The 20520-nt window shown below is 46.0% G+C and carries 19 protein-coding genes; 5 read left to right on the top strand and 14 right to left on the bottom strand.

From position 1 onward, the window contains the following. From Q0140_RS00850 to Q0140_RS00840, 3 genes are all read left to right on the top strand, one after another. Positions 1-421 (top strand): hypothetical protein (locus tag Q0140_RS00850; RefSeq protein WP_297960625.1); only part of this gene is annotated, 421 nt, incomplete at its 5' end. Beyond that, positions 408-1085, top strand: a complete 678-nt coding sequence (locus Q0140_RS00845) for a hypothetical protein (protein ID WP_297960622.1) — start codon at positions 408-410, stop codon at positions 1083-1085. The genes Q0140_RS00850 and Q0140_RS00845, both read left to right, overlap by 14 nt. Positions 1086-1097: 12 nt before the next feature. Then, positions 1098-1424, top strand: a complete 327-nt coding sequence (locus Q0140_RS00840; protein ID WP_297960619.1) for a hypothetical protein — start codon at positions 1098-1100, stop codon at positions 1422-1424. Positions 1425-2165: 741 nt separating this feature from the next. On the opposite strand, the gene Q0140_RS00835 is transcribed toward Q0140_RS00840, so the two are convergent. From Q0140_RS00835 to Q0140_RS00825, 3 genes are all read right to left on the bottom strand, one after another. Further along, the gene (locus Q0140_RS00835; RefSeq protein ID WP_297960617.1) at positions 2166-2852 is read right to left on the bottom strand and encodes an MOSC domain-containing protein; all 687 of its coding nucleotides are present in this window, start codon (positions 2850-2852) and stop codon (positions 2166-2168) included. 146 nt (positions 2853-2998) lie between these two features. Next, positions 2999-4411 (bottom strand): sodium:alanine symporter family protein, encoded by a 1413-nt coding sequence (locus Q0140_RS00830; RefSeq protein WP_297960615.1) that lies wholly within the window; start codon positions 4409-4411, stop codon positions 2999-3001. Between the two features lie 228 nt (positions 4412-4639). Further along, positions 4640-5470, bottom strand: a complete 831-nt coding sequence (locus Q0140_RS00825; RefSeq protein WP_297960612.1) for a class I SAM-dependent methyltransferase — start codon at positions 5468-5470, stop codon at positions 4640-4642. Between the two features lie 353 nt (positions 5471-5823). On the opposite strand from Q0140_RS00825, the gene Q0140_RS00820 reads away from it, so the two are divergent. Then, the gene (locus Q0140_RS00820) at positions 5824-6462 is read left to right on the top strand and encodes a Crp/Fnr family transcriptional regulator (RefSeq protein ID WP_005871915.1); all 639 of its coding nucleotides are present in this window, start codon (positions 5824-5826) and stop codon (positions 6460-6462) included. A gap of 484 nt (positions 6463-6946) precedes the next feature. On the opposite strand, the gene Q0140_RS00815 is transcribed toward Q0140_RS00820, so the two are convergent. Genes Q0140_RS00815 through Q0140_RS00765 form a run of 11 tightly spaced genes read right to left on the bottom strand, consistent with a single transcriptional unit; the run spans position 6947 to position 17348 of the window. After that, positions 6947-7810 (bottom strand): formate/nitrite transporter family protein, encoded by an 864-nt coding sequence (locus Q0140_RS00815; protein WP_005871911.1) that lies wholly within the window; start codon positions 7808-7810, stop codon positions 6947-6949. Next, positions 7811-8263: a hydrogenase 3 maturation endopeptidase HyCI gene (locus Q0140_RS00810; protein WP_291936428.1), complete on the bottom strand. Its 453-nt coding sequence runs from the start codon at positions 8261-8263 to the stop codon at positions 7811-7813. It abuts the gene before it with no gap. Continuing rightward, a complete protein-coding gene (locus tag Q0140_RS00805) occupies positions 8263-8607 on the bottom strand; it encodes a formate hydrogenlyase maturation HycH family protein (RefSeq protein WP_005871907.1) in 345 nt (114 codons plus the stop codon). The genes Q0140_RS00810 and Q0140_RS00805 overlap by 1 nt, the downstream gene beginning before the upstream one ends. Further along, on the bottom strand, positions 8604-9428 hold the full coding sequence (locus Q0140_RS00800) for an NADH-quinone oxidoreductase subunit B family protein (RefSeq protein ID WP_297960608.1): 825 nt from the start codon (positions 9426-9428) through the stop codon (positions 8604-8606). The genes Q0140_RS00805 and Q0140_RS00800 overlap by 4 nt, the downstream gene beginning before the upstream one ends. After that, a complete protein-coding gene (locus Q0140_RS00795; protein ID WP_177386902.1) occupies positions 9425-9964 on the bottom strand; it encodes a formate hydrogenlyase complex iron-sulfur subunit in 540 nt (179 codons plus the stop codon). Before Q0140_RS00795 ends, Q0140_RS00800 begins: the two co-directional genes overlap by 4 nt. Further along, positions 9961-11697, bottom strand: a complete 1737-nt coding sequence (locus Q0140_RS00790; protein ID WP_297960605.1) for a hydrogenase large subunit — start codon at positions 11695-11697, stop codon at positions 9961-9963. The genes Q0140_RS00795 and Q0140_RS00790 overlap by 4 nt, the downstream gene beginning before the upstream one ends. A 2-nt stretch (positions 11698-11699) precedes the next feature. Beyond that, a complete protein-coding gene (locus Q0140_RS00785) occupies positions 11700-13181 on the bottom strand; it encodes a hydrogenase 4 subunit F (protein ID WP_297960602.1) in 1482 nt (493 codons plus the stop codon). A 2-nt stretch (positions 13182-13183) separates the two neighbouring features. Continuing rightward, the gene (gene hyfE, locus Q0140_RS00780; RefSeq protein WP_291936441.1) at positions 13184-13828 is read right to left on the bottom strand and encodes a hydrogenase 4 membrane subunit; all 645 of its coding nucleotides are present in this window, start codon (positions 13826-13828) and stop codon (positions 13184-13186) included. A 1-nt stretch (position 13829) separates the two neighbouring features. Beyond that, entirely contained in the window at positions 13830-14768 is a 939-nt protein-coding gene (locus Q0140_RS00775; RefSeq protein WP_291936444.1) for an NADH-quinone oxidoreductase subunit H, read from the bottom strand. A gap of 10 nt (positions 14769-14778) precedes the next feature. Then, positions 14779-16752, bottom strand: a complete 1974-nt coding sequence (locus tag Q0140_RS00770) for a proton-conducting transporter membrane subunit (RefSeq protein WP_297960599.1) — start codon at positions 16750-16752, stop codon at positions 14779-14781. Beyond that, a complete protein-coding gene (locus Q0140_RS00765; protein ID WP_005871891.1) occupies positions 16749-17348 on the bottom strand; it encodes a 4Fe-4S dicluster domain-containing protein in 600 nt (199 codons plus the stop codon). The genes Q0140_RS00770 and Q0140_RS00765 overlap by 4 nt, the downstream gene beginning before the upstream one ends. Before the next feature lie 394 nt (positions 17349-17742). Here Q0140_RS00765 and Q0140_RS00760 point away from each other — a divergent pair, with 394 nt between their 5' ends. Continuing rightward, positions 17743-20010 carry a molybdopterin-dependent oxidoreductase gene (locus tag Q0140_RS00760; protein ID WP_297960597.1) on the top strand — a complete coding sequence of 756 codons (2268 nt, stop codon included), beginning with the start codon at positions 17743-17745 and terminating at the stop codon, positions 20008-20010. The last annotated feature ends 510 nt before the right edge of the window (positions 20011-20520 follow it).

Here is a 20520-nt window from a genome sequence, read left to right as displayed (position 1 = left end):
GGACGGCTCGCCCAACACGGCGCACGGCAAGACGGCGGAGAGTACGATCGGCAAAGCTGCGAGCGCGACGGCGCGTGATACGGTCGTCGCAACGGTAGCCGACGGTGCGGAAAATAGGGCATTTGGCGACGAAGCGCGCGCGGAGAGATCGCCGGATGTGGCGCGCAATATGAATGCAGAAGCGCCAGATGAAACGAAGTGTAAAACAGTGGGCGCAACAATGAGCAATGCAGCAAGTGGAGCGATGAAAGAGATAGCAAGCGAGCGGGCGCAGGCGACGCGCTGTGCGAATACAAGGTCTATGTGCGCGACTACGCGCAGAGCGAAGATAGGCTTTTTGCGGACGATTTTTACGGGTTTTTGGAAAAATTTTAAGACGAAATTAAGGCAAAATCAGGAGAGGCAAAATGGGGCTATTTGATATTTTTAAAAAGGATAAATTCGACGTCGACGTGCGCTCGGACGGCGTTTTCATCGGCGGCGTAAACTGCGGGTTTGATCTAGCTAAATTTAATGAAGCCCTAGACCAGCCGCGCGTGATTGATGACGGTGAGGGCAAAAGCCGCTATTTTTGGGATGAGGCGGGGATTTTCGCCTTCGTGCGCGCAGACGAGCTCGCAGAGCCGAAGCTTTCCGAGATAGTTTTGATGCTTGAGGTCGCAAAGGGCGTGCAGCACGAGGTTCCGCGCAAGCTCTACGGCGGCGCGTTCACGCTTGAGGGTAGGCCGCCGCTTGAGGCCGTGCCAGAACAGGAGCTGCGCGGCGCATATATATTTTTGGAGCTTAGCCTGGGCAAATTCGAAGTTTCGCTAGCTCTTGCCGAGGCCGTGCAGGAGCGCATAGGCGCGATGGACTTCGCCGAGCGCTTCGCTAAGCGTGACACCGACGAGATCGCAGACATCGTGCGAGCTGCGAAAATGCCGATAGGGCGCGTCTGCATCAATCAAAAAGAGAAAAAGCTAAAGCGAAAGCCGAGCGATAAATTTAAGCTTCCGCGCACGGCGGGCGAGACGCTAGCGTTTAAAAATTTCAATTTCAAAATCGCCGTGATGAACGAGCTGATGTATGAAAAAGCCCTGCTATAGCCCAAATTTGACGTGTTTGAGTACTGCGAGGAGCGCGGCATCGATCCGTACGCGGACTTCGGCGCGCTGCCGCAAGCCAAAAAGTGGTTCAAGGACTATCCGGTCCCTGCGGATTTGGCGGAGCGGGTGAGCGAGCTCTATCTTGACGGCGGAAATGAAATTTATCTGCAAATCGCGCCTGATTGGGACGGCGAGGACGAGCTTTTCGACATCAAAAACATCGATGCCGCCGAGCTTGCGCCCTTCGTTAATCTTAAGAAAATCGAAACGGCCGGCATCGGCATATCAAAAAAGGCGCGAAAAGTCTACGCTGATGCGGGTATCGCGATAGTTGATTAAGCGCGTGAAAATGGACTTTGGCCTTACGAAGCGCGGTTTTAAAAAGCTGAAATAGGCTTTTGAGCTGCGGTGTGCACTCTTAAAGGTCGTAATTGTTGCCGCGCCGCGCAAAATTCTACGCAAAATTCTACTTATATCGAGCGCTATAAGGCTTTGAAAGGCGCTTGGCGAAGCATCTGACATGTCTAATTTGGTGCGCGTTACAAGCTTTGAGGAAGCTCGTTTGCAGCGTAAGAGCCATGCCGCTAAATGTGCGAGATGAGTGTGTTGCGCGAGTAAAAATAGTTCGCTTTTTGATTTTTGAAAAAAATTCACTGCGAGCAAGAGAGTTAAATTTACCGCTTTTAAATTTTAAAATTTATAAAGAGCGGCGCTTGCGGCTTTGAATGTGCGGCTAAATTTAGATTTCATAAAAGATTAAATTCTAAGCGCGGTTAAATTTGCGTCTTTAATTTTGCTTGCAGTCCGTGTCATGCCGCAAAACATGGTGTGAAAACAGATCGCATTTGCGCGCGATCAGCGCGGATCAAATTAAAATTTCGTCTTTGGAATTTAGTCTGAATTTGCAGCTTGCATCAAGAAAGTATTTTTTCTAAGCCGATATTGAGTAGCCAAGAAGTGTCTTGAAACTTAGCATCGGCGGCTTGGAAAGTATTTTGAAATCCGCGCCAAGAGTGTGTTTTAAAACAACAAGACGCGGCGCTACTTTGCTGGTTTTATCACGCCGCTTCGAGGCTAAATTCATAGCCGCATAAAGCCGTCGTCGTAGCTGCCTTCTAGCTTGCGGCGCATATCCTCGCGCCATTTTGGCGTAAGCGTCGTAAGTAGGTTAAATTTTGCTAGCAACTCTTCATCGAGGCGATCGCCGTAAAATAAACGGTTGAGCTCCATCACGCTCATCATAGCGGGGTCGCGTCCCACGACGTAGATCTCGTCGCCCGCGCGACACGAGCCGGTCTCTAGTACGCGGTAGTACCAACCGGTAAGTCCGCTACGTGCGATCTCTGCCGTCATCTCCGCGTTACCCCAGCGCATCGAGAGCTTGTAGCAGGGCTTGCGCGGCTGGCTTACTTGTAGCACCAGCGAGCCTATGCGGTGCACATCGCCGATGCAGACGTTTTGCTCGTGTAGTCCGCTGATCGTGAGGTTTTCGCCCATTGCGCCGTAGGCTAGATTTTTAAGTCCCAAAAACCTCTCCCACGCGGCGTAATTTTGCAGCGAGTTGGCAAAAATCGCCTTTTCCTCTCCGCCGTGATGCAGCGTGTCGGCTACCGCGTCGCCCTCGAACCCAAGCTCATTCGCGCACACTTCGCCCGCTCTAGCTTGCTTAAAAATCGCCGTCTCCCAGCGCCTTTTTAGAGGCTGCGTAGCGCGCTCGTCGCCGTAAGCGCGCGGCTGCCCGGTCAGCAATGCCTTTAAAACGGGCATTTTTCGCTCCTTAAAATTTGCATGCGTTCTCCTTAAATCATAAAATTTAGGCTAGGATTTTAGCTTGAAAAGAATTTTAAAATTCTAAATTTTGCGGCGATTGTGCGCTAAATTTCAAGTGCGGGCTTGAAATTTAGCGCGCGGCGTCATTTGTAGTCGTTCGCGTCGTAGCTTTTGCCGTCGTTAAAGTCGCTCAAAAGCCGCACGACGACGGGGCTAAGCAGGATGATTGCGATTAAGTTGGGGATCACCATCAGTCCGTTAAACATATCGGCTAGCCCCCAGACTAGGTCGATCTTTTGCACGCTTCCTATGAATACGAATGCGACGACCAAAATTTGCAAGAGCTTGACGAATTTTGCGCCCAGGAGGTATCGCACGTTGATCTCGGCGAAGTAATACCAGCCCAAAATCGTGGTAAATGCGAAGAAAAACAGGCAGATCGCCACGAAGCCGTAGCCGCCGCTGCGACCCAAAATTTGCGATCCGAAGGCTTCCTGCACCAGCGAGATGCCCGAAAATACCGCCTTGCCGTTTTCGAAGGTGACTACGTCGGTGCTAAGCACGACAAAAACGGTGATGTTAAGCACGATGAATGTATCGACGAAAACGCCCATTATGCCGAGCACGGCTTGATCTACGGGGTGTTTGACGTTCGCCGCGGCGTGTGCGTGCGGCGTCGAGCCCATGCCCGCTTCGTTTGAAAAGAGCCCGCGCGCGATGCCGTATCTCATCGCAGTGGCGATCGTAGCGCCCGTAGCGCCGCCCCAGGCAGCGGATGGATCGAACGCAGCTTTGAATATTAGCGCGATGACGGATGGAATTTTATCGAAATTTGAGCCGATGATGACGAGACCGACTAGCACGTAGCAGATCGCCATTAGTGGCACGACCTTTTCGGCTACGCGCGCGATCGCTTTGACGCCGCCGAAAAAGATGACGCAGCAGATGAGTGCTAAGGCTGCGCCGCTCACCCACTTCGGAATCCCGAATGCGCCGCTAAAGCCGTCGGAGATAGAGTTTGCTTGCACCATATTGCCCATGAAACCCAAAGCAAAGATGATGGCTAGCGCAAAAAATGCCGCTAAAGGCTTGGCAAGGGGGCTTTTGAGTCCGCGACTGATGTAAAACGCAGGCCCTCCGATCATATGTCCGCTGTCGTCCTTGGTGCGGTAAATTTGAGCCAGGCAGATCTCTGCAAAATTCGTCGCCATGCCTAAAAACGCCGCGCACCACATCCAAAATATCGCGCCCGGTCCGCCCATCACTAACGCGGTGCTGGCGCCTACCAGGTTGCCCGTGCCGACTTGCGCCGCGATCGCCGTGGCGACGGCTTGGAACGAGCTCATGCCGCTTTTACCCGCAGCCTCGCCGTGCAGGGAGAAGTTGCCGAAAAGCTTGCGCGCGCCCATTCTAAATTTAAAAATTTGCACTAAATGCAAGCGCGCCGTAAAATACGCGCCGGTGCCGCAAAGTAGGGCGATTAGAAAGTACGGACCCCACAAAAAGGAGTTGATCGCGTCAATTGTGGCGGTGAGTTTGTCGAGAAAATTTTGCATGATCTTTTCCGTGAATTTAAGATGCGAAAATATATTTTAAAAACTCTTAAATTCCTATAAATCGAGGGAAATTTAAGCGAAATTTTAAAGCGTTTTTATAATTTTACTCAAGCATTGAGCAAAGCGGTATGTGCCGTTTGCTCTGCATGCCAGCTTGCCAGATAAGCAGCTTAGAATTCGCGCCTTAGCTGTCGAAATTTGAAAAGCAATCAACTGAAATTTTTAAGCCTATTCATCGCTGCCGATTTTGAAAACGAACATCTTGCACGCGTTGCAAAAGGCGGGAATCAGGCTAAATAGGCGCCCTTTGAGGCTCCAGTGGCTTTTATACATTTTCAGCATCGCAGCCTCCCTGACGAATCTGATATGCGCGCTATCCCAGCCCTGCACCTCCGCACCGCCGCCGATACCCATTTTAAAGGGCGCGTTTTGCATGTGTTTCATCGCGTCATGGCGCCTAGAGTCGAATTTACTAACCGAAAACTCGCTCATAAAGTCGCTCAGCACGTAGCCGCTAAATTTACGCGCAAGCGCGATAAAAAATTTTTTAAATTCCTCCTTTTCAAAATACATACTCACGCCCTCTAAAATGAATATGTAGCCCGCGCTGCCGTGCTTTGCAGCTAGCTCGTCCATCCACGAAAGATCCAGCATCGAGCGGGGCAGGCTGAAATTATTCTCCGCCTTGGGTAGCAGCGCGTCGCGCATGGCGATGACGTCGGGCAGATCGAGATCGTAAAATAGGGCGTTCGGCAAGGCGTGCTGGAGCCTAAGCGGGCGGGTGTCGAGCCCTGCGCCAAGCTGCACGATGATAGGGCGATCAAGCTCCGCCGCGAGCCGCAGCGTCTCGTCGTCGAAAAATTTCGCGCGGATCACCGTGCCCGTTTTGCTAAGGCGCGCGTCGTTAAATTTCGCAAAATCATAATCGATCTGCTCTACGACGGCGCTCGAAAAGGGATCGTTTAGGATTGGATCCGCGTCTTTGAAATCCAGATGGCGCATATAGACGTTGATTAGCAGCGTCTCGGAGACGTTATTTTTAAAATTTAACTTTTGCATAAAGTGCCTTTCTTGCGGTATCGTTGCGAGTAAAATACCGCTTATTTTTAATATGCATTATTATATCCTTGCTAAATAAAATTTCAATAAAATGATATGAATTTTTATTTAAAGACAGAATTTTAAATTCGCGCCGCGGGTTTTGGCTATAATTTCTCCGCGTAAGGCTCAATAAATTTTTGAAATTTTACGCGATGCAAAGCGCGGGCAAAATTTAGAATTTTAAAAGCTATAAAATTTATTAGCTTAGTCGACCTAGATGCGCAGCCATAGTGCGGATGGTAAATTTAATCCGCGCAGCTTTATCTTTGTCTAAATATTTCATTGTATAATTCTTAGCTTTTGGAGGTTATATGGAAAAATCGCGGCTGGGACTACTGCAAACCGAGGCTATCGCCACGCTTAGCGACGAGGAGCTTGCAATGTTCGAGCACCAAGTCATCAAAAAAGGCTATGTTTTTTACAGCGAGGCGCCTAAAGTTTTTATTTTTAAAAGTGGACAGGCGAAGCTTTCGTTTTTTGAAGACGGCGAGGAATTCATCATCAACTACCTAAACAAGGACAATATCACTATTCTTAATGAAATTTGCGCACTTGAGTTTTTAGAGGACAGCGAGATTTATACGATCGATGCGAGCGGACTCGGGGAGATCTTGGCAAATCGCAGCTTTTGCGAGGCATATATAAAAATTTTAACTGAGATAATTCTGCTGCAGCGCAAAATCACACGCTCTATACTTTTTGAAAATGCAAAAGGGCGCATCGCGAGCTTTTTGATCGAGCTTGCAAACGAGCAGAATTTTCATCAAAATGGCTACAAATACGTCTTTTTGCCCTTTTCGCTAAAGGTGCTTTCATCCTTCGTAGGGCTCAAGCGTCAAAGCGCGAGTACCGCGTTTAACGAGCTTGTAAAAGATAACGTAATTCAAAAAATCAGTCAGCACGAGTTTTTGATCCTAGACTACGACAGATTGCTTAGCTACTGTGTTTAGGCTCGGGCTAGAGTTTTTAAAGCATTTATGCGGCTTACGTTACGGCTTAAGCGCGAAATTTGCCTAAAGTCAAGGCGCAGGATTTTGCCTAGATTTACAGCGTAAAATTTTTATCAAGAGCTTGGTTTTAGAATTCCATCCCGAATTTCGTTAGGATTTCGTCTAAAATTTTAACTTATATAAAATTTGGGTTTGTGGTCTCGTTTAAAATTCTGTTTTGAATTTGCTTAAAATTTTAACACGTAATTCACTTTTGCATTTTATCCGCTATCCTAAAACGCAAAGCTTTGGAATTTTAAATTTAGTGGCAGGCTATGGAATTTAAAATTTTAAATCAAGCTGGAATTTTATGGGTTGCAATGGAATTTAAAATTTTGGATCGAGCGAAATTTTATGTATGAGAATTTTTAAAATTTTAGAAATTAAAAATGCGCGGCAAAGTGCCGCGCCGTATTTTGTTTATATCGTGCTGAAGCGCGATAGATTAGTCTTTCTTTTTCATATCGTATTTATTTACCATAAATCCAACCAAGCCTACGAAAAATAGACCGCCGCAGATGTTGCCTAGCGTAACCGGGATCATATTTTTAACGATGAAATTTCCCCAGTTTATTGAATCTATTTGAGCTGCCGTTACACCGTGAAGCGAGCTTGCAAGAGCGTTTACATCGCCACCAGCAGCTGCAAGGTAGTGGCCTTTAGCGATGATACCTTCGGTTAGGATAAACATATTTGCCACGCAGTGTTCCATAGAGCAAGCTACGAATGCGCCGATCATCCACATAATTGCAAAGAATTTACCCGATAGATTACTCTCGCTGGTCGCAGTCCAGATAGACATACATACAAACACGTTACAAAAAATTCCGCGGATGAATAGCTCATGAAAAGGTGCGTTTATTTTGCCTGCTGCTGCAGGAATGAAGTGCTGCAAGATGTAGCCATCATATTTAAGCGGAAGTCCTGAGTAATAATACATATACGCGATTAACGCGCCGCCTACGAAGTTAAAGCACCAAACGATAGCCCAATAGCCGATAGTTTTACCTAGCGGTAATTTGCCATCGGCGGCAGGTACGCCCGTTAAAACCGAGCTGGTAAATAGATGCCCACCGTAAAAAACCACCATCATCAGACCGCAGCTAAAGGTAATACCACCGATGAAATTCGATAAGCCAATAGATTGCTTTTCAGCCATTCCGACGGTCGAGTGAGCCCAGAAAATATCGCCCATAGCGATTGCAGCGCCCGCCATTATAGCTAGAAAAATTATGCTAATTAGCGGGGTATGCGCCTTGTGTTGCATCGAACTAGACACCGCTTGCGCGGTTTCTGCAGGATTTAACATTTACTCCTCCTCATTTAAATTTGAATCAATTTCTAAGATACGCTCATAAGCTTTTTGCGCACTTTTTTTTGCGCTCTCGCTTAGCCCTTCTTTAAAATCAAGGACGTTATCGAGCAGCACACTTATGCCCAAAAACAATGTCTTTGGGCAAATTTTGCGCAGATAGCTTAGAAGCACCGGCGTAGGCAGGTTATGCGTCGAGTAGATATAGTCGCGATCGTTGCTGAGGTCGAAAAATTCTATCTTATCCTCATCAAAGCCGCTCATCGCATCTACTACGATCAGAATTTCAGGGGCAAATTCCCTAAGGGCTGCAAATTCGTTTTCGGGCACATCCTGCCCATAAAAAACGCGCCAATCTTTTAGGTTCGCCTCGACTATTCGCCCTGTTTCATTGCCCACGTCGTCGTCGCCGCGAAGGGGATTGCCGATACAAAGCAACGCCTTTCGCATCAAAAATCCTTCCTTAGCACGAAATATCCTTCGCGCATATTTTTTAGCAGATCTTTAAGCTCACATTCGCAAAGCTGAGGGATTAGCTTAGCTGCGTGCTCGGCAAAAATTTCAATCTCGAAATACTTGCTTAGGTTACCGATCTTAAATTTAACGTAGTCGCCCGAGTTCTCGATGATGCGTTTAAATTCTTCATCGTCTATCTCAAGTACCTTTTCGCTAAAATCTATCGTACCTACGCCGTGACCGACGCAGGTGGAAAAAACCTTGATATCCTTTAGCTCTTTAGGTAAATTTTCGTTTTCGTCCATATGCCGCTTTGTAAGCTTAAAAACCTCAATCATCGTTTGCTCCAGACCTCTTTTTGTGGATCGATCTTAAATTCCTCCGTAGCGCGGGCGTATTTTAGATATACGTCATTGTGCAATAGTGCCATACACTCCGCGTATCTAGGATCCTCTTCGGTGTGGATAGCGTTAAGTAGAGCCTCGCGAGAAGCTTTTGGATCGTGAACGTCAGATGAGGTTTTGATCGCATCCATATATTTTGCGAATAAAACTCTTCCGAAAATATAGCTCATCAGCCTCTTAGCTTCAGCTTGCAGATCGCGCTCGAATAAAATATTGCCGATAACTGAACTCTTAACCGGTGGCGGAAGAGTGCTATCTTGCTCATAGCTCTTCTTTTGAAGCTTTTGATCGATGATGCCAAGCGCCATGCCAAGACCATAGATGATGCTAGCAGGATGCGGAGGGCAGCCGGGGATATAAACATCTACCGGTACAATCTTATCGATACCACTCCATACGCTATATGCGTCATGAAAAATTCCGCCAGTACTTCCGCAGGCCCCAAGAGCTACTACGATCTTTGGATCAGGTGCAGCCTCATAAGCGCGGAGCAGCGGATAATACATCTGTCGAGTAACCGGACCGGTGCAGACTAAGATATCTGCGTGGCGAGGGTTAGCTACGAGTTTAAATCCGAAGCGCTCCGGATCCCACATCGGCGTGATAGAAGCAAAAATTTCGATTTCACAGCCGTTGCAACTTCCGCAGTCGATACGATAAACGCTGAAGCTTCGTTTGATATTTTTCAAAAGCTCCAATTTTGCGGTTAGATCGTTTGCGTTTTTAATATTTTCGGGGACTTGATACAAACTCATTTTATTGCCTCCTCTATACCTTTGGTCACTCTTTCGACCGCTTGAGCTTTTTTGCATTCAGGACAGATATAGAGATATTTTTTAGCTTCTTCTAATCTGCCTGGAAGCAAATTTGCCGTACTTAGCTTTTCTAGCGTGTAATTGATGAGCCTTTTTGGGGTCATCGGCTTGCCGCAGCAGCTGCATTTTTCCATCTCAAGCTCGCCGTGTTGGATAAGCGCGCTTTTATCAAATTTTACCGCTAGCTCAAAGCTATTGCCTAGCCTTACCGCTCCCGTAGGGCATACTTCGTCGCAGCGACCGCAAAATATGCAGCGTCCGCAGTCAAATTCCCAAATAAGCTTGGTTTGAGCTTCATTCATCTTAAGCTCAATCGCATTGGATGGGCAGGCGATACCGCACGCGGCACAGCCTATGCAAAGCTCATAGGTGTATTCAGGCTGCCCGCGAAAATTCTCGGGCACGATGTATGGCTCAAACGGATAAGCATAGGTCGCCTTACCATATTTTTCGGTAATGTCGAATAATTTCATCATCTTAAATCCTTTTTGCTAACCTTGCCGTCTTGGCAAAATTTCTTAAGGTCTTTTTCGGTTAGAATTTTACTCTTTCCGCTATTAATATCGACTAAAGTTACGCGCTCGGTGCATGAGTAGCACGGATCCATCGAGCATACGATTAGCGCCGCATCGGAGATGTTATTTCCGCGGAATTGAAATCTTAAGCTCGGCCAGTTGTTATACGTAGCGGCGCGACATCTCCAGCGGTAAACCTTCTGAGCGTTTCCTTGCATGATCCAGTGGACATTTTCGCCGCGTGGCGCTTCGTCGTGACCTAAAGCGTAGTTTTCCGGTCTGATCATAGTCTGTGGATCGATCATTATCGGAGTTTGCGGCATTTGATGCAAGCACTGCCTGATGATGTGGATCGATTGTTTAAGCTCTTTATATCTTACGACTTCGCGGCTGAATACATCGCCACCGTGCTCTACGGCTACTTCGAATTCTATCTTATTGAAGAAATCATAAGGATGATCGTAGCGGTTGTCGCGTTTAAAACCGGAAGCTCTCATATTTGGACCTACCGGGCTAAAATCACGCGCCACTTTGCGATCTAATACGCCCACACCCTTCCAGCGACCGATTTGGCGTTTATCCTCCATAACGGCGTCCCAAATTTCAGAAATTTGAACATCAAGTTTATTGATGATCTCGATGCTCTTGCGAATTTCATTGTCGGTCATATCGCGGCGAAGTCCGCCCATTACGACGTTGCCGTAGGTCTTACGGCCGCCGGTTACGAGCTGAGCTAGCTCCATGGAGTATTCGCGCACCCTAAAGATATGCATAAAGGCGTTATAGTTACCCGTTACCTCGCAGGCTAGACCGATATTTAAAAGATGGCTGTGAAGACGCTCGATCTCAAGGCAGATGACGCGGATAGCTTGCGCACGAAGCGGAATTTCAAGCTTGATGGCTTTCTCTGCTGCTTCAATACACGCAATCGCGTGAGCGTAGCCGCAAATTCCGCAGACGCGCTCTGCAAGGTAGCCCATCTGATCGTAATTCATTCGGTTTTCAGCTAGCTTCTCCATACCGCGGTGTTGATAAAACAAGCGGTAGTCTGCATCGATAATCTCATCGCCGTCGCAAAATAGTCTAAAGTGTCCCGGCTCATCGCTCGTTACGTGAAGAGGTCCAAGTGGAACATCTACTACGCCGTCGCCGCTAGGAAATAAAAACTCTGCATTGGGCTCGTCTTTATGATCTACAGGATCGGGCCTATAGCGATAGTCCATTGCGTCTTTGCGAAGTGGATGAAGCCCATCCGGCCAATCGTCGCTTAACACCAAACGACGTTTATCAGGCAAGCCTTCGGCGATTAAGCCGAACATGTCGAAAGCTTCTCTTTCGTACCATACGCAAGCAGGCACTAAAGGAGTAACTGACGGGAATGTAGGATCCGATCCGGGAATTAGCGTCCTAACGGTGATGAAGCATTTATCCTCTGCGGCGAAATCCTCCGCTTCGGTCATTTTGCCACCTTCCATAGATATCGCATAGTAAAGTGCGAAATTTCCGTTTAGCTCGCGCTCATCGTTAGGGATCATCGTGCTGATAAAACCGCCGATATCATAATACAGCGTTTTAACCGCAAGCGGCAGATCATTTCTATCCACTAAAACGGTGATCTGATCCTCGGCTTGGCGGGTAACTTCTAAGACCTTGACTTTGGTCTTTAAAATTTCTATAAATTTATCGCCTCTCATTTTTAACCTCTCATCATTATTCTAACGCCGTTTTCGACGAGCATCCAAAAATCACCTACGTGCCATACGCCGAAAATTATCACTAAAGCGCAAAGCAAGATTAGCGGTAAATTTTCAAACAAGCTCATCTCTTTAGCATAAACCACTTCACTTTTAGGCGTACCGAAGCTCGCTAGATTAAAGTGCGCGAAGTCCGCGATGAAAATAATTACGAGCGCGATCGCAAATAATGCTACGGCTATGTATTGACCGCTGGCTATCGCGCCTTTGAAAACGTTAAATTCGCTTACAAAGATCGCAAACGCAGGAACGCCTACGAGCGAGCAAACCGCAGCACCAAACATTATCGTAGTAAGCGGAGCGATTTTTACCATGCCGCCCATTCTAGTCATATCTTTGTGACCGTAAATTCTAGCGATATTACCGGTAGAGCAGAATGCAAGAGCCTTGGTAAAGCTGTGAGCTAAGCAGTGAAAGATCGCGGCAAGCAAGCCAAAATATCCGCCGATGCCTAGTGCAAATGCAATAACACCCATATGAACAACCGAGTGGTAAGCAAACATCCTCTTTACATCGTGCTGACGAACGAGGAAAATTCCTGCTATAAATAGCGTGATCGTGCCCGAAATCAGCATAACCGATTGAACGAAGCTAAAATTTACGGCTTGGGCTGTGACGGCATAGTATCTAAATATCGCTAGCATCGCACATTTTAAAAGCACACCCGAAAGTAGCGCCGAAATCGGAGCCGGACCTTCTGCGTGAACGTCAGGAAGCCAAGTGTGAGTAGGAGCAAGTCCTGCTTTGGTTCCAAAGCCTATTAGAGCGAATATAAAGATAAGCTTAGCAGCATCTTTGTTTAAGCCTTTGGCGTGATCCATAATGCTAGTCCAAAGCATCGAAGCCTCGCCGTCGCCCGTGATTTTGAATGTAGCCGCATATAGTAAAACGGTAGCATAAAGCGCGAATGCTAAGCCGATCGAGCAGATAACGATATATTTGTAACCGCTCTCGGTGGATTTTTTATCTTTGTGAATAGCGACCAAAAATACCGATGCTAACGTAGTAGCCTCTACCGCAGCCCACATAAACGCAACGTTGTTACAGATCACGCTAAGCGTCATCGTAAAAACGAAAACGTGGCAGAGCGCGTAGTATTTTCTAAGATCGCTAAGATCTAGATGGCCGCCCTGTATCTCCCATTTCATATAGGTGGTGGAGTATAAATTTACCAAAAAGCCCGTTACGGCGATTAGCACTAAAAATACGCAACCTAGGCTATCTAGGAATAGGAATTTATCGTATGCGTAAAACGCCTCGAAGTTGCCGCTGATAAGCTTGCCTACGTTACAGAGTAGTCCTGCGGATGTAACTGCAGAAATCAAAACGTGTAGCGAGCTTAGGAGCTTGAAATTCTTAGGGCATAAGAATAATATCAGCGCTCCGAGCAACGGAAAAATTAATATAAAAGCTAAACTATTCATCATTAACCCCTTAAATTCGAAGCTTTAGACGTATCAAGCCCGTCATAAGCTTTGTAAAATCTAACCGCCAAAATGCTCATAATAATAACCGCAAAGATTGCATCGGTTAAAATTCCAAGCTCGACTAGCTCGTGAGAGTTGTAAGCCATAAGTGCAAGGCTTAGGTGGATGCCGTTTTCAAAGAGGCAGTAGGCTAGAATTTGCTTGATGAAAGAATTTCTTAGCATGAAGCCGAAAATTCCCATCATAAATACGGTTACCGCCGCTATTAGAACGATTCTTTCTTGAATAAGAGAGAATTTAAGCAAGATCGGATTGATTGTCATCGCAATCGCTAGCGAAAATCCCATCGCAATAACGGGGCTTACGAAAAAGCCGCCTACCGGCTCATCCTCGCTGATCACATCCAGCTTTTTAACTAGCCAAAATAAAATTCCTGGCACGAAAATAACCTTCGTAAAAAACGCCACTATCGCCCAAATTCTAAGCTGCGGCGCATTGAAGTTAGAATACAGCATAAAAAATATGCTTACCAAAAATAGCGTCTGAATCGCGTAAATTCCGATCGAAAGTTTTAAATTTCTAAGTCCGAATACCGCGAGTGACGTTACGATCATACAAATTGCTAAAATATCGATACTATTCATCTTAAAATCCTACTACGTAAAGCGTTAATGCCGCAAAAGCAATGGCAAGAGCGCCGCATGAAATTTTGCGCATGCTCGAAGTCATTCTGAAGCGTGGTCCAAAGTTGTCGATGAAAACGGCTGCTACGTAAAATACGCCAGTTTTTAGCACAAAGATTATGATCGCTAAAAACGGATTGCTAAAATTCCACGGCTCAAATATCGTTAGGAATAATCCGATCATCGCAAACTGCTTCAAAATAAGCGCCGCTTGCACTAAGCCCAAATCGCTGCCTGCGTATTCGCCCAAAAGTCCTTCTTGAAGCTCTTGCTCGGCTTCGGCAAGATCAAATGGCTTTCTGCCGGTCTCGACATACATACACCATAAAAATGCAATCGAGGCGACGGCAAAGCTTGGAATTTGATAGCCGATCTGACCGCTGCGTACCATCCCCTGAATCTCAACTAAATTTGAAGTTCCCGCAGCCATCATTACTACGATTAGGCACATCATCATCACAGGTTCGACAAAAACGGCAAGCATCTGCTCACGTCCACCGCCGGTTGCCGCAAAAGGGTTACCGCTATCTATCGAAGCCGCACCAAATACGAAGCGCAAAAGCGCGCCTAGATATAAGATAACGAAAATATCCGAATATGCTCCGAAAATTTTATCGGTGGTTGGATCGCTGTATGTAATAGGAATAGCCGCCAAAATCGCTGCCGAAGTAGCGAAAAGGAAAAACGGCGCCCACCTAAATACCCAGTGGCTGCACGCAGGAACGGTTCTGCCGCGCTTAAAAAGCTTAATAATATCGCGGTAAGTCTGGAAAAAATCGCTTCCTTGTTTCGACTGAAGCTTGGCTCGAAGTTTTCTCGCCATACCGTCGAAGAGTGGAGCGACTAGGACGATAACCGCGACTTGAAATATCATTAAAAATATAGTTTGTATAGTCTGCATCTTAAACCTCCTAGATCAAGAAATATCCGACGCCCAGTATCGCGCAAAGATAGATTAGGATGTAAAGCGTATATAAATTTGCATAGCCGCTTTGAATAATTCCTATCTTATCGGCGATCTTCTTACTCCAATCGATTACCGGTTGATAAATTATCGTCCACCAAATGTCTTGTGGGTGGTTGTGATACTCGATCGGTCCGAAGTAGCCGTTTTGCTCTATTCTGCGTTTATGACCTCTAAATAACCAGTCCATAATCTTTCTTAAATCGCCGGTAAAAGGACCGCCAGTTATCTGCATGCGAGGGCTATATTTAAAGCCGCACGCCCAAGGATCGGTCTCACGAGGTTTGTCGCGATTTGCTTTCATAACCGCTAGGATGATAAACGGAAGCAGCATTGTAGAACACAAAATCACTGCAATAAGAGGAGTTGAAACGATACTTCCCAAAGGCGAAGTGATTGACGAAGCGCCTAGGCTTGCGACAAATTCTCTATTGGAAGTGATAGAATTTACCGCCTCCATAATGTAACCCACTATAAAGTGTGCGCCTACGCCAAATCCTACGCAGCCTATCATCAAAATGATCATTCCTAAAACCATTCCTAGAGGGCTTTCTTTTGCATTTTCCCAAATTTTTTCATCCCTTGGGGTTCCTGCAAAGATTACCGCATAAAGCTTAAGGTGCATGCCGACCAAAACGCCGGTAAGTGCAAGAGCGACCACTGCTAAAGAGAAAGCATATCTAATGAAAATTCCGCTTTCCTTAGCACCTTGAAGCATTCCTTGATAGGTAAACCACTCTGAAACGAAGCCGTTTACCGGAGGAAGCGCTGCGATACCCATAATACCGATAAACATACCGACGGCAGTTAGAGGCATTTTTTTAGCTAGTCCTCCTAGCACGTCCATATTTTGCGTATGAGTAGCGTGGATTACAGAGCCTGCGCATAGGAATAAAAGACCTTTGAATATCGCGTGGTTTACCACGTGGTAACAGCCTGCTAAAAATCCAACTGCGGCTAGCGTTACATTGCCTGCTGCGACACCGTAAATTCCAGTGCCAAGACCTAGTAGGATAATTCCAATATTTTCGACCGAGTGATACGCAAGAAGCGCCTTAAAGTCGTGCTGGCACAACGCGTATAAAACGCCAAAAAGCGAGCTGGCTGCTCCTAGGATCAAAACTGCAAGCCCAAAATAGATGCTTAGCGGCAAAAATAGCGTAAATTTAACAAGCGTAAAGAGCGCTACTTTAATCATAACGCCGCTCATCAGTGCAGAGACATTCGATGGAGCCGCAGGGTGAGCTTGCGGTAGCCAAACGTGAAAAGGCCACATTCCCGCTTTTGAGCCGAAGCCGACCAAAAACAAGATGAATGCTGCTACAGAAGCGCCCATCGGCATATTTACTTTTCCCCACTCCGCAAATTCGAAGCTTCCTGCGTAGTTTGCAATGATAAGTAATCCACAGGTGATACAAAATGCACCGATCTGCGCTATGCCTAGATATACCATAACGGCTTTGAGCGTGCCTTTGCCATCGTTTACTATGATTAGAAATGACGAGATTAGCGTCATAAGCTCCCATAAAACAGCGAAGCAAAATACATTATCCGCACTGATGACTAAAAGCATAGATAAGATGAAGGTATTAAATAAACATGCAAAAACGCCGATATTTGCCTTTCCGATATATTCCTCAGCATAGCTCATGCCATAAACGCTGCTTGCAAAGCCTATGAAAACGACTACGAAACTGAAGAAATTTCCAAGCGGACTTAAAGCAAATTTTGGCGCATATAAGAAAGTGCCGCCCAAAACGAAGCTATCGCTTACGCCCATATTGGCTACGAAATGACACATCGCATAAAAACAGCTGATAGCACCTAATCCAAATCCCACCTTAACGGCAGTTTTTGGAGCGCAGTATAAAAGAATACTAATTACTGCACTGACGATAAATAAAGTATAGACGCTTATCATTTTGCGCCTCCTTCTTTTTTGGCGACGCAACTGATTTCGCCGTTTAACACGTCTTTTGCAAAAGCATTAGCCGCATCGTAGTCTATCGCAAAGCCCAATTTATGCTTACCTTCTTTAGGATCTATCATAATGATAGCGCTAGTTGGGCAAACCTCGACGCATGCAGGACCGTTCTCGCGTCCGTTGCATAGATCGCATTTGATGGCGGTGCTTTTGGCGCCCGCTTGGCTTTCGATCTCGAGATAATACTTCGGCTCGACCGCATAATTTACTGACGGCATAAGCTCTGCATTCGAGCTGATCGCGCCATAAGGACAGGCGAGCGTACACATCTTACATCCGATGCAAATTTCTTCGTGTAATTCGATATAGTTATTATCGAAGCGAAGCGCACCGGTAGGGCAGACATTTGCGCATGGTCCGTCATCGCACTGCCTGCACTGCGTAGGCATAACGCCGTAAGCCTGTCTAAGCACGGTAAGTCGCGATTTAGCAAGCTTGCCGCGCTCGTAGGCACTTGAGTAACAGGCCGCCATGCACGTCGTGCAACCGATACATCGTTTGTAATCGCAGATTACAAATTTATGTTGTTTCATACCTTTCTCCTTGACTTAAGGAATTTTAAAAATTTTTTACTAAAAATTTTGGTGTAATTATATTTAAGTCCGTAAAAAAATTCCGTCATTTATCTGACGATATTTGGAATTTATTTGATAAATTTGCTTTAAAAGCTTAAATTTAAAAACTAATTTCTTTTTTAAACCGGTTCGTTGATTATTTGCTTTAAAAGTCTAGTATATCAGTATTAAAGTATATTTTAAAATTTAAATTACTACTGAAATTACCCTAACTTACTCCTAATTATAATTGAAAAAATTCTTTTAGCTTAAGGCAAAATTTCAATTTTATTTTAGGTAAGAATTTATATAATTGTGCCGAAATTGCATATATGGTAATTTTGCATGTTTAGTATTTTCGAAAGGAGAAAATATGGCGAATAAAGGCAAGGTCATATGCCCTTATTGTGGCACAGGCTGTCAAATCGAGCTGACTGCGGAAGACAATTATATCAAATCCGCAACCGGCGTAAGCGACAACCCCGTAAATCAAGGTTGTTTATGTTTGAAAGGTTATTACGGATGGAATTACGTAGGCTCTAGAGATAGGCTTACTACTCCGCTAATTCGTAAAAAGAATGGCAAATTTAGTAAAGACGGCGATTTGGTCGAAGCTAGCTGGGATGAAGCGCTTGATCTGGTTGCTAAAAAGATGCTCGAAGTTAAAGAAAAATACGGCGCCGACGCGATAGCCGGAAACTATTCCGCACGCTGTACGCATGAGGATAACTACGTAGCGCAGAAGCTACTTAGAATTTTAGGTACGAATAATATCGATCACTGCGCGCGCATTTGACACGCTCCGACTGTGGCAGGTCTTGCCAAAACAATCGGTAACGGAGCGGCTACAAATAGCTTCACGGAGATCGGAACTCACAGCAACTGCATTATGATGATCGGCTCAAACCCGGAAAATGGTCACCCGATCGTAGCTATGCACGTTCAAAGAGCGCTAAATAGAGGAGCTAAACTCATCGTAATTGACCCGGTTAAGACGGAATTTGCAAATCGCGCAGATATCCACCTCCAGCTTGAGCCGGAGCACAATATCCCGGTTATAAACGCTTTAATCCATGCTATTATCGACGAGGATTTGGTAAATCATGAATTCGTTAATAAATACACCAAGGGTTTTGAATATGTAAAAGAGGCGGTTAAGGATTATTCGCCTGAGGCCGTAGCTAAATACACTAGGTTAAACGCTGAAGATATTAGAAAAGCGGCTAGAATTTACGCTACTACGCGACCTGCGGTCATCACGCACGGCATGGGCGTAACTCACTTCAACCACGGCGTGGGCGCGGTCTGCGACATTTCAAATTTAATGCTCGTAACGGGCAATGTGGGCGAGCTCGGAAGCGGCGATCTACCGATCCGTGGACAAGAAAACGTTCAAGGCTGCTGCGATATGGGAATGCTTCCTAACGTATTTACCGGCTATAAAGCCGTAACCGACGAAAGTGCCCGTGATTGGTTTGAGCGCCAGTGGAATTTGCCAAAAGGTCATCTAAATGGCAAGATCGGCATTCATAAAACCGAAGTGCCTGACGCAATTCTTGATGGTAGGGTAAAATTCTTCTGGACGATGGGTGAAAACCCGGTTATGACCGATCCGAACGCAAACCACTTCTTGCGCGCGATTTCGCAGGTAGAGATGTATGTGATCCAAGATATTTTCTTAACTGAGACGAGTCGCAAAGCAGATGTCGTGCTTCCTGGAGCTTGCAGCGGCGAGAAGGAGGGCACTTATGCTAACGCCGAGCGCCGCGTACAGCATAGCGAGATTGTAGTTGCCCCTCCGGGACAAGCTAGACAAGACTGGGCTATCATCTGCGAGCTTGCCAGACGCCTAGGTCTAGGAGATTATTTCACATTCCAATCTCCTGAGCAGATTTGGGAAGAGGTGCGCAGGGTAGCTCCACACAACTACGGCGGAATGAGCTATTACCGCATCAAAAAATACCACGGACTTCACTGGCCGTGCCCTGATGAGAATTCTATGGGCGGACCTGCATTGTATCTTGATAAGAAATTCTTTACTCCGGACGGTAAAGGAAATTTCGTCCCGGTTCTATTCGTGGATGATAAGAGCAAGATCGAAAGCGCCAAAGAGGAATTCGCAAAGCGTATGAATATGCCGAAAGATTATCCTGTAATGGCAGGCTCCGTGGACGAGAAGACCGACGAGGAGTTCCCGATCCAGCTTCTAACTACGCGTAAGGTTTACGAGTACGCAGGAGGCGCGATGACTAGGCGCTCTAAGACCGTCGAGCAGGGCGGCGACGCGATAGGACCGATTGCGGAAATGAATCCGAAACTCGCCGAGCGATACGGAATTTCACAGGGCGATTTCATCGTCGCGTGGAGCCGCTACGGCTATATCGCGATCAAGGCGGACATCACCGAATGTATAATGGATGGTATCATTCAGATGTCTTATCACTACTGGGAGAGCTGCTGCAACGAGCTAACGAGCGGCGGCTGGGATCTAATCGCCAAAACGCCTACGTTTAAGGCGGCGATTCAGATTAAAAAGATCGATGAAGAGGAATTTTTGCGTATCCGCGAGCTTAAGCGCATTAAGTTTCAGACCAACAAGGTCGTTTACGACGACTTCCACCACCATCCGATTAAATTCTAAGAATTTAATCTTATCCGTAGATTCGGGGCTATGCTCCCGAATCTACTTTTTAACAATCAATTCAAATAGTATGAACAATCCAAATAATATGAAATTTTTACGATCTAGCTGTATTGCGATATTTTAAAGATCAAAAATTTCAAAATTCAATCAATTCAGCGATATTTTAATACGCCTCTTCGCGTAGTCGCACTATTGAATAAAAGGGCATAGAATTTATCCGCTATTGCGTTAATAGATGCGGCTGCAGAGACCGGGCATTCGCGATTTATCAAATCCTAATAAATTAGCCTTAATTAGAGCGGCGCAATGGAGTAAATTTTAAAGATAAGCATGATAATAAGGCTATTTTATCGCGACAAATCTTACCAAATTACATTATTGATTAAATTTTAGCGTGCGTAGGCTGATTTTATGCGAATTAGCCTATATTGCCAAGTAGCGCTGCAATTTTAATAACGCAAATGCGATTTTTGTGATTTTGATAGATGAATGCAAAAGGCTCATAGG

The sequence above is a fragment of the uncultured Campylobacter sp. genome (assembly GCF_938045405.1).
GTDB lineage: Bacteria > Campylobacterota > Campylobacteria > Campylobacterales > Campylobacteraceae > Campylobacter_B.
Note: the sequence above shows the minus strand (reverse complement) of the source record. Positions and strands in the feature narration are given on the sequence as shown.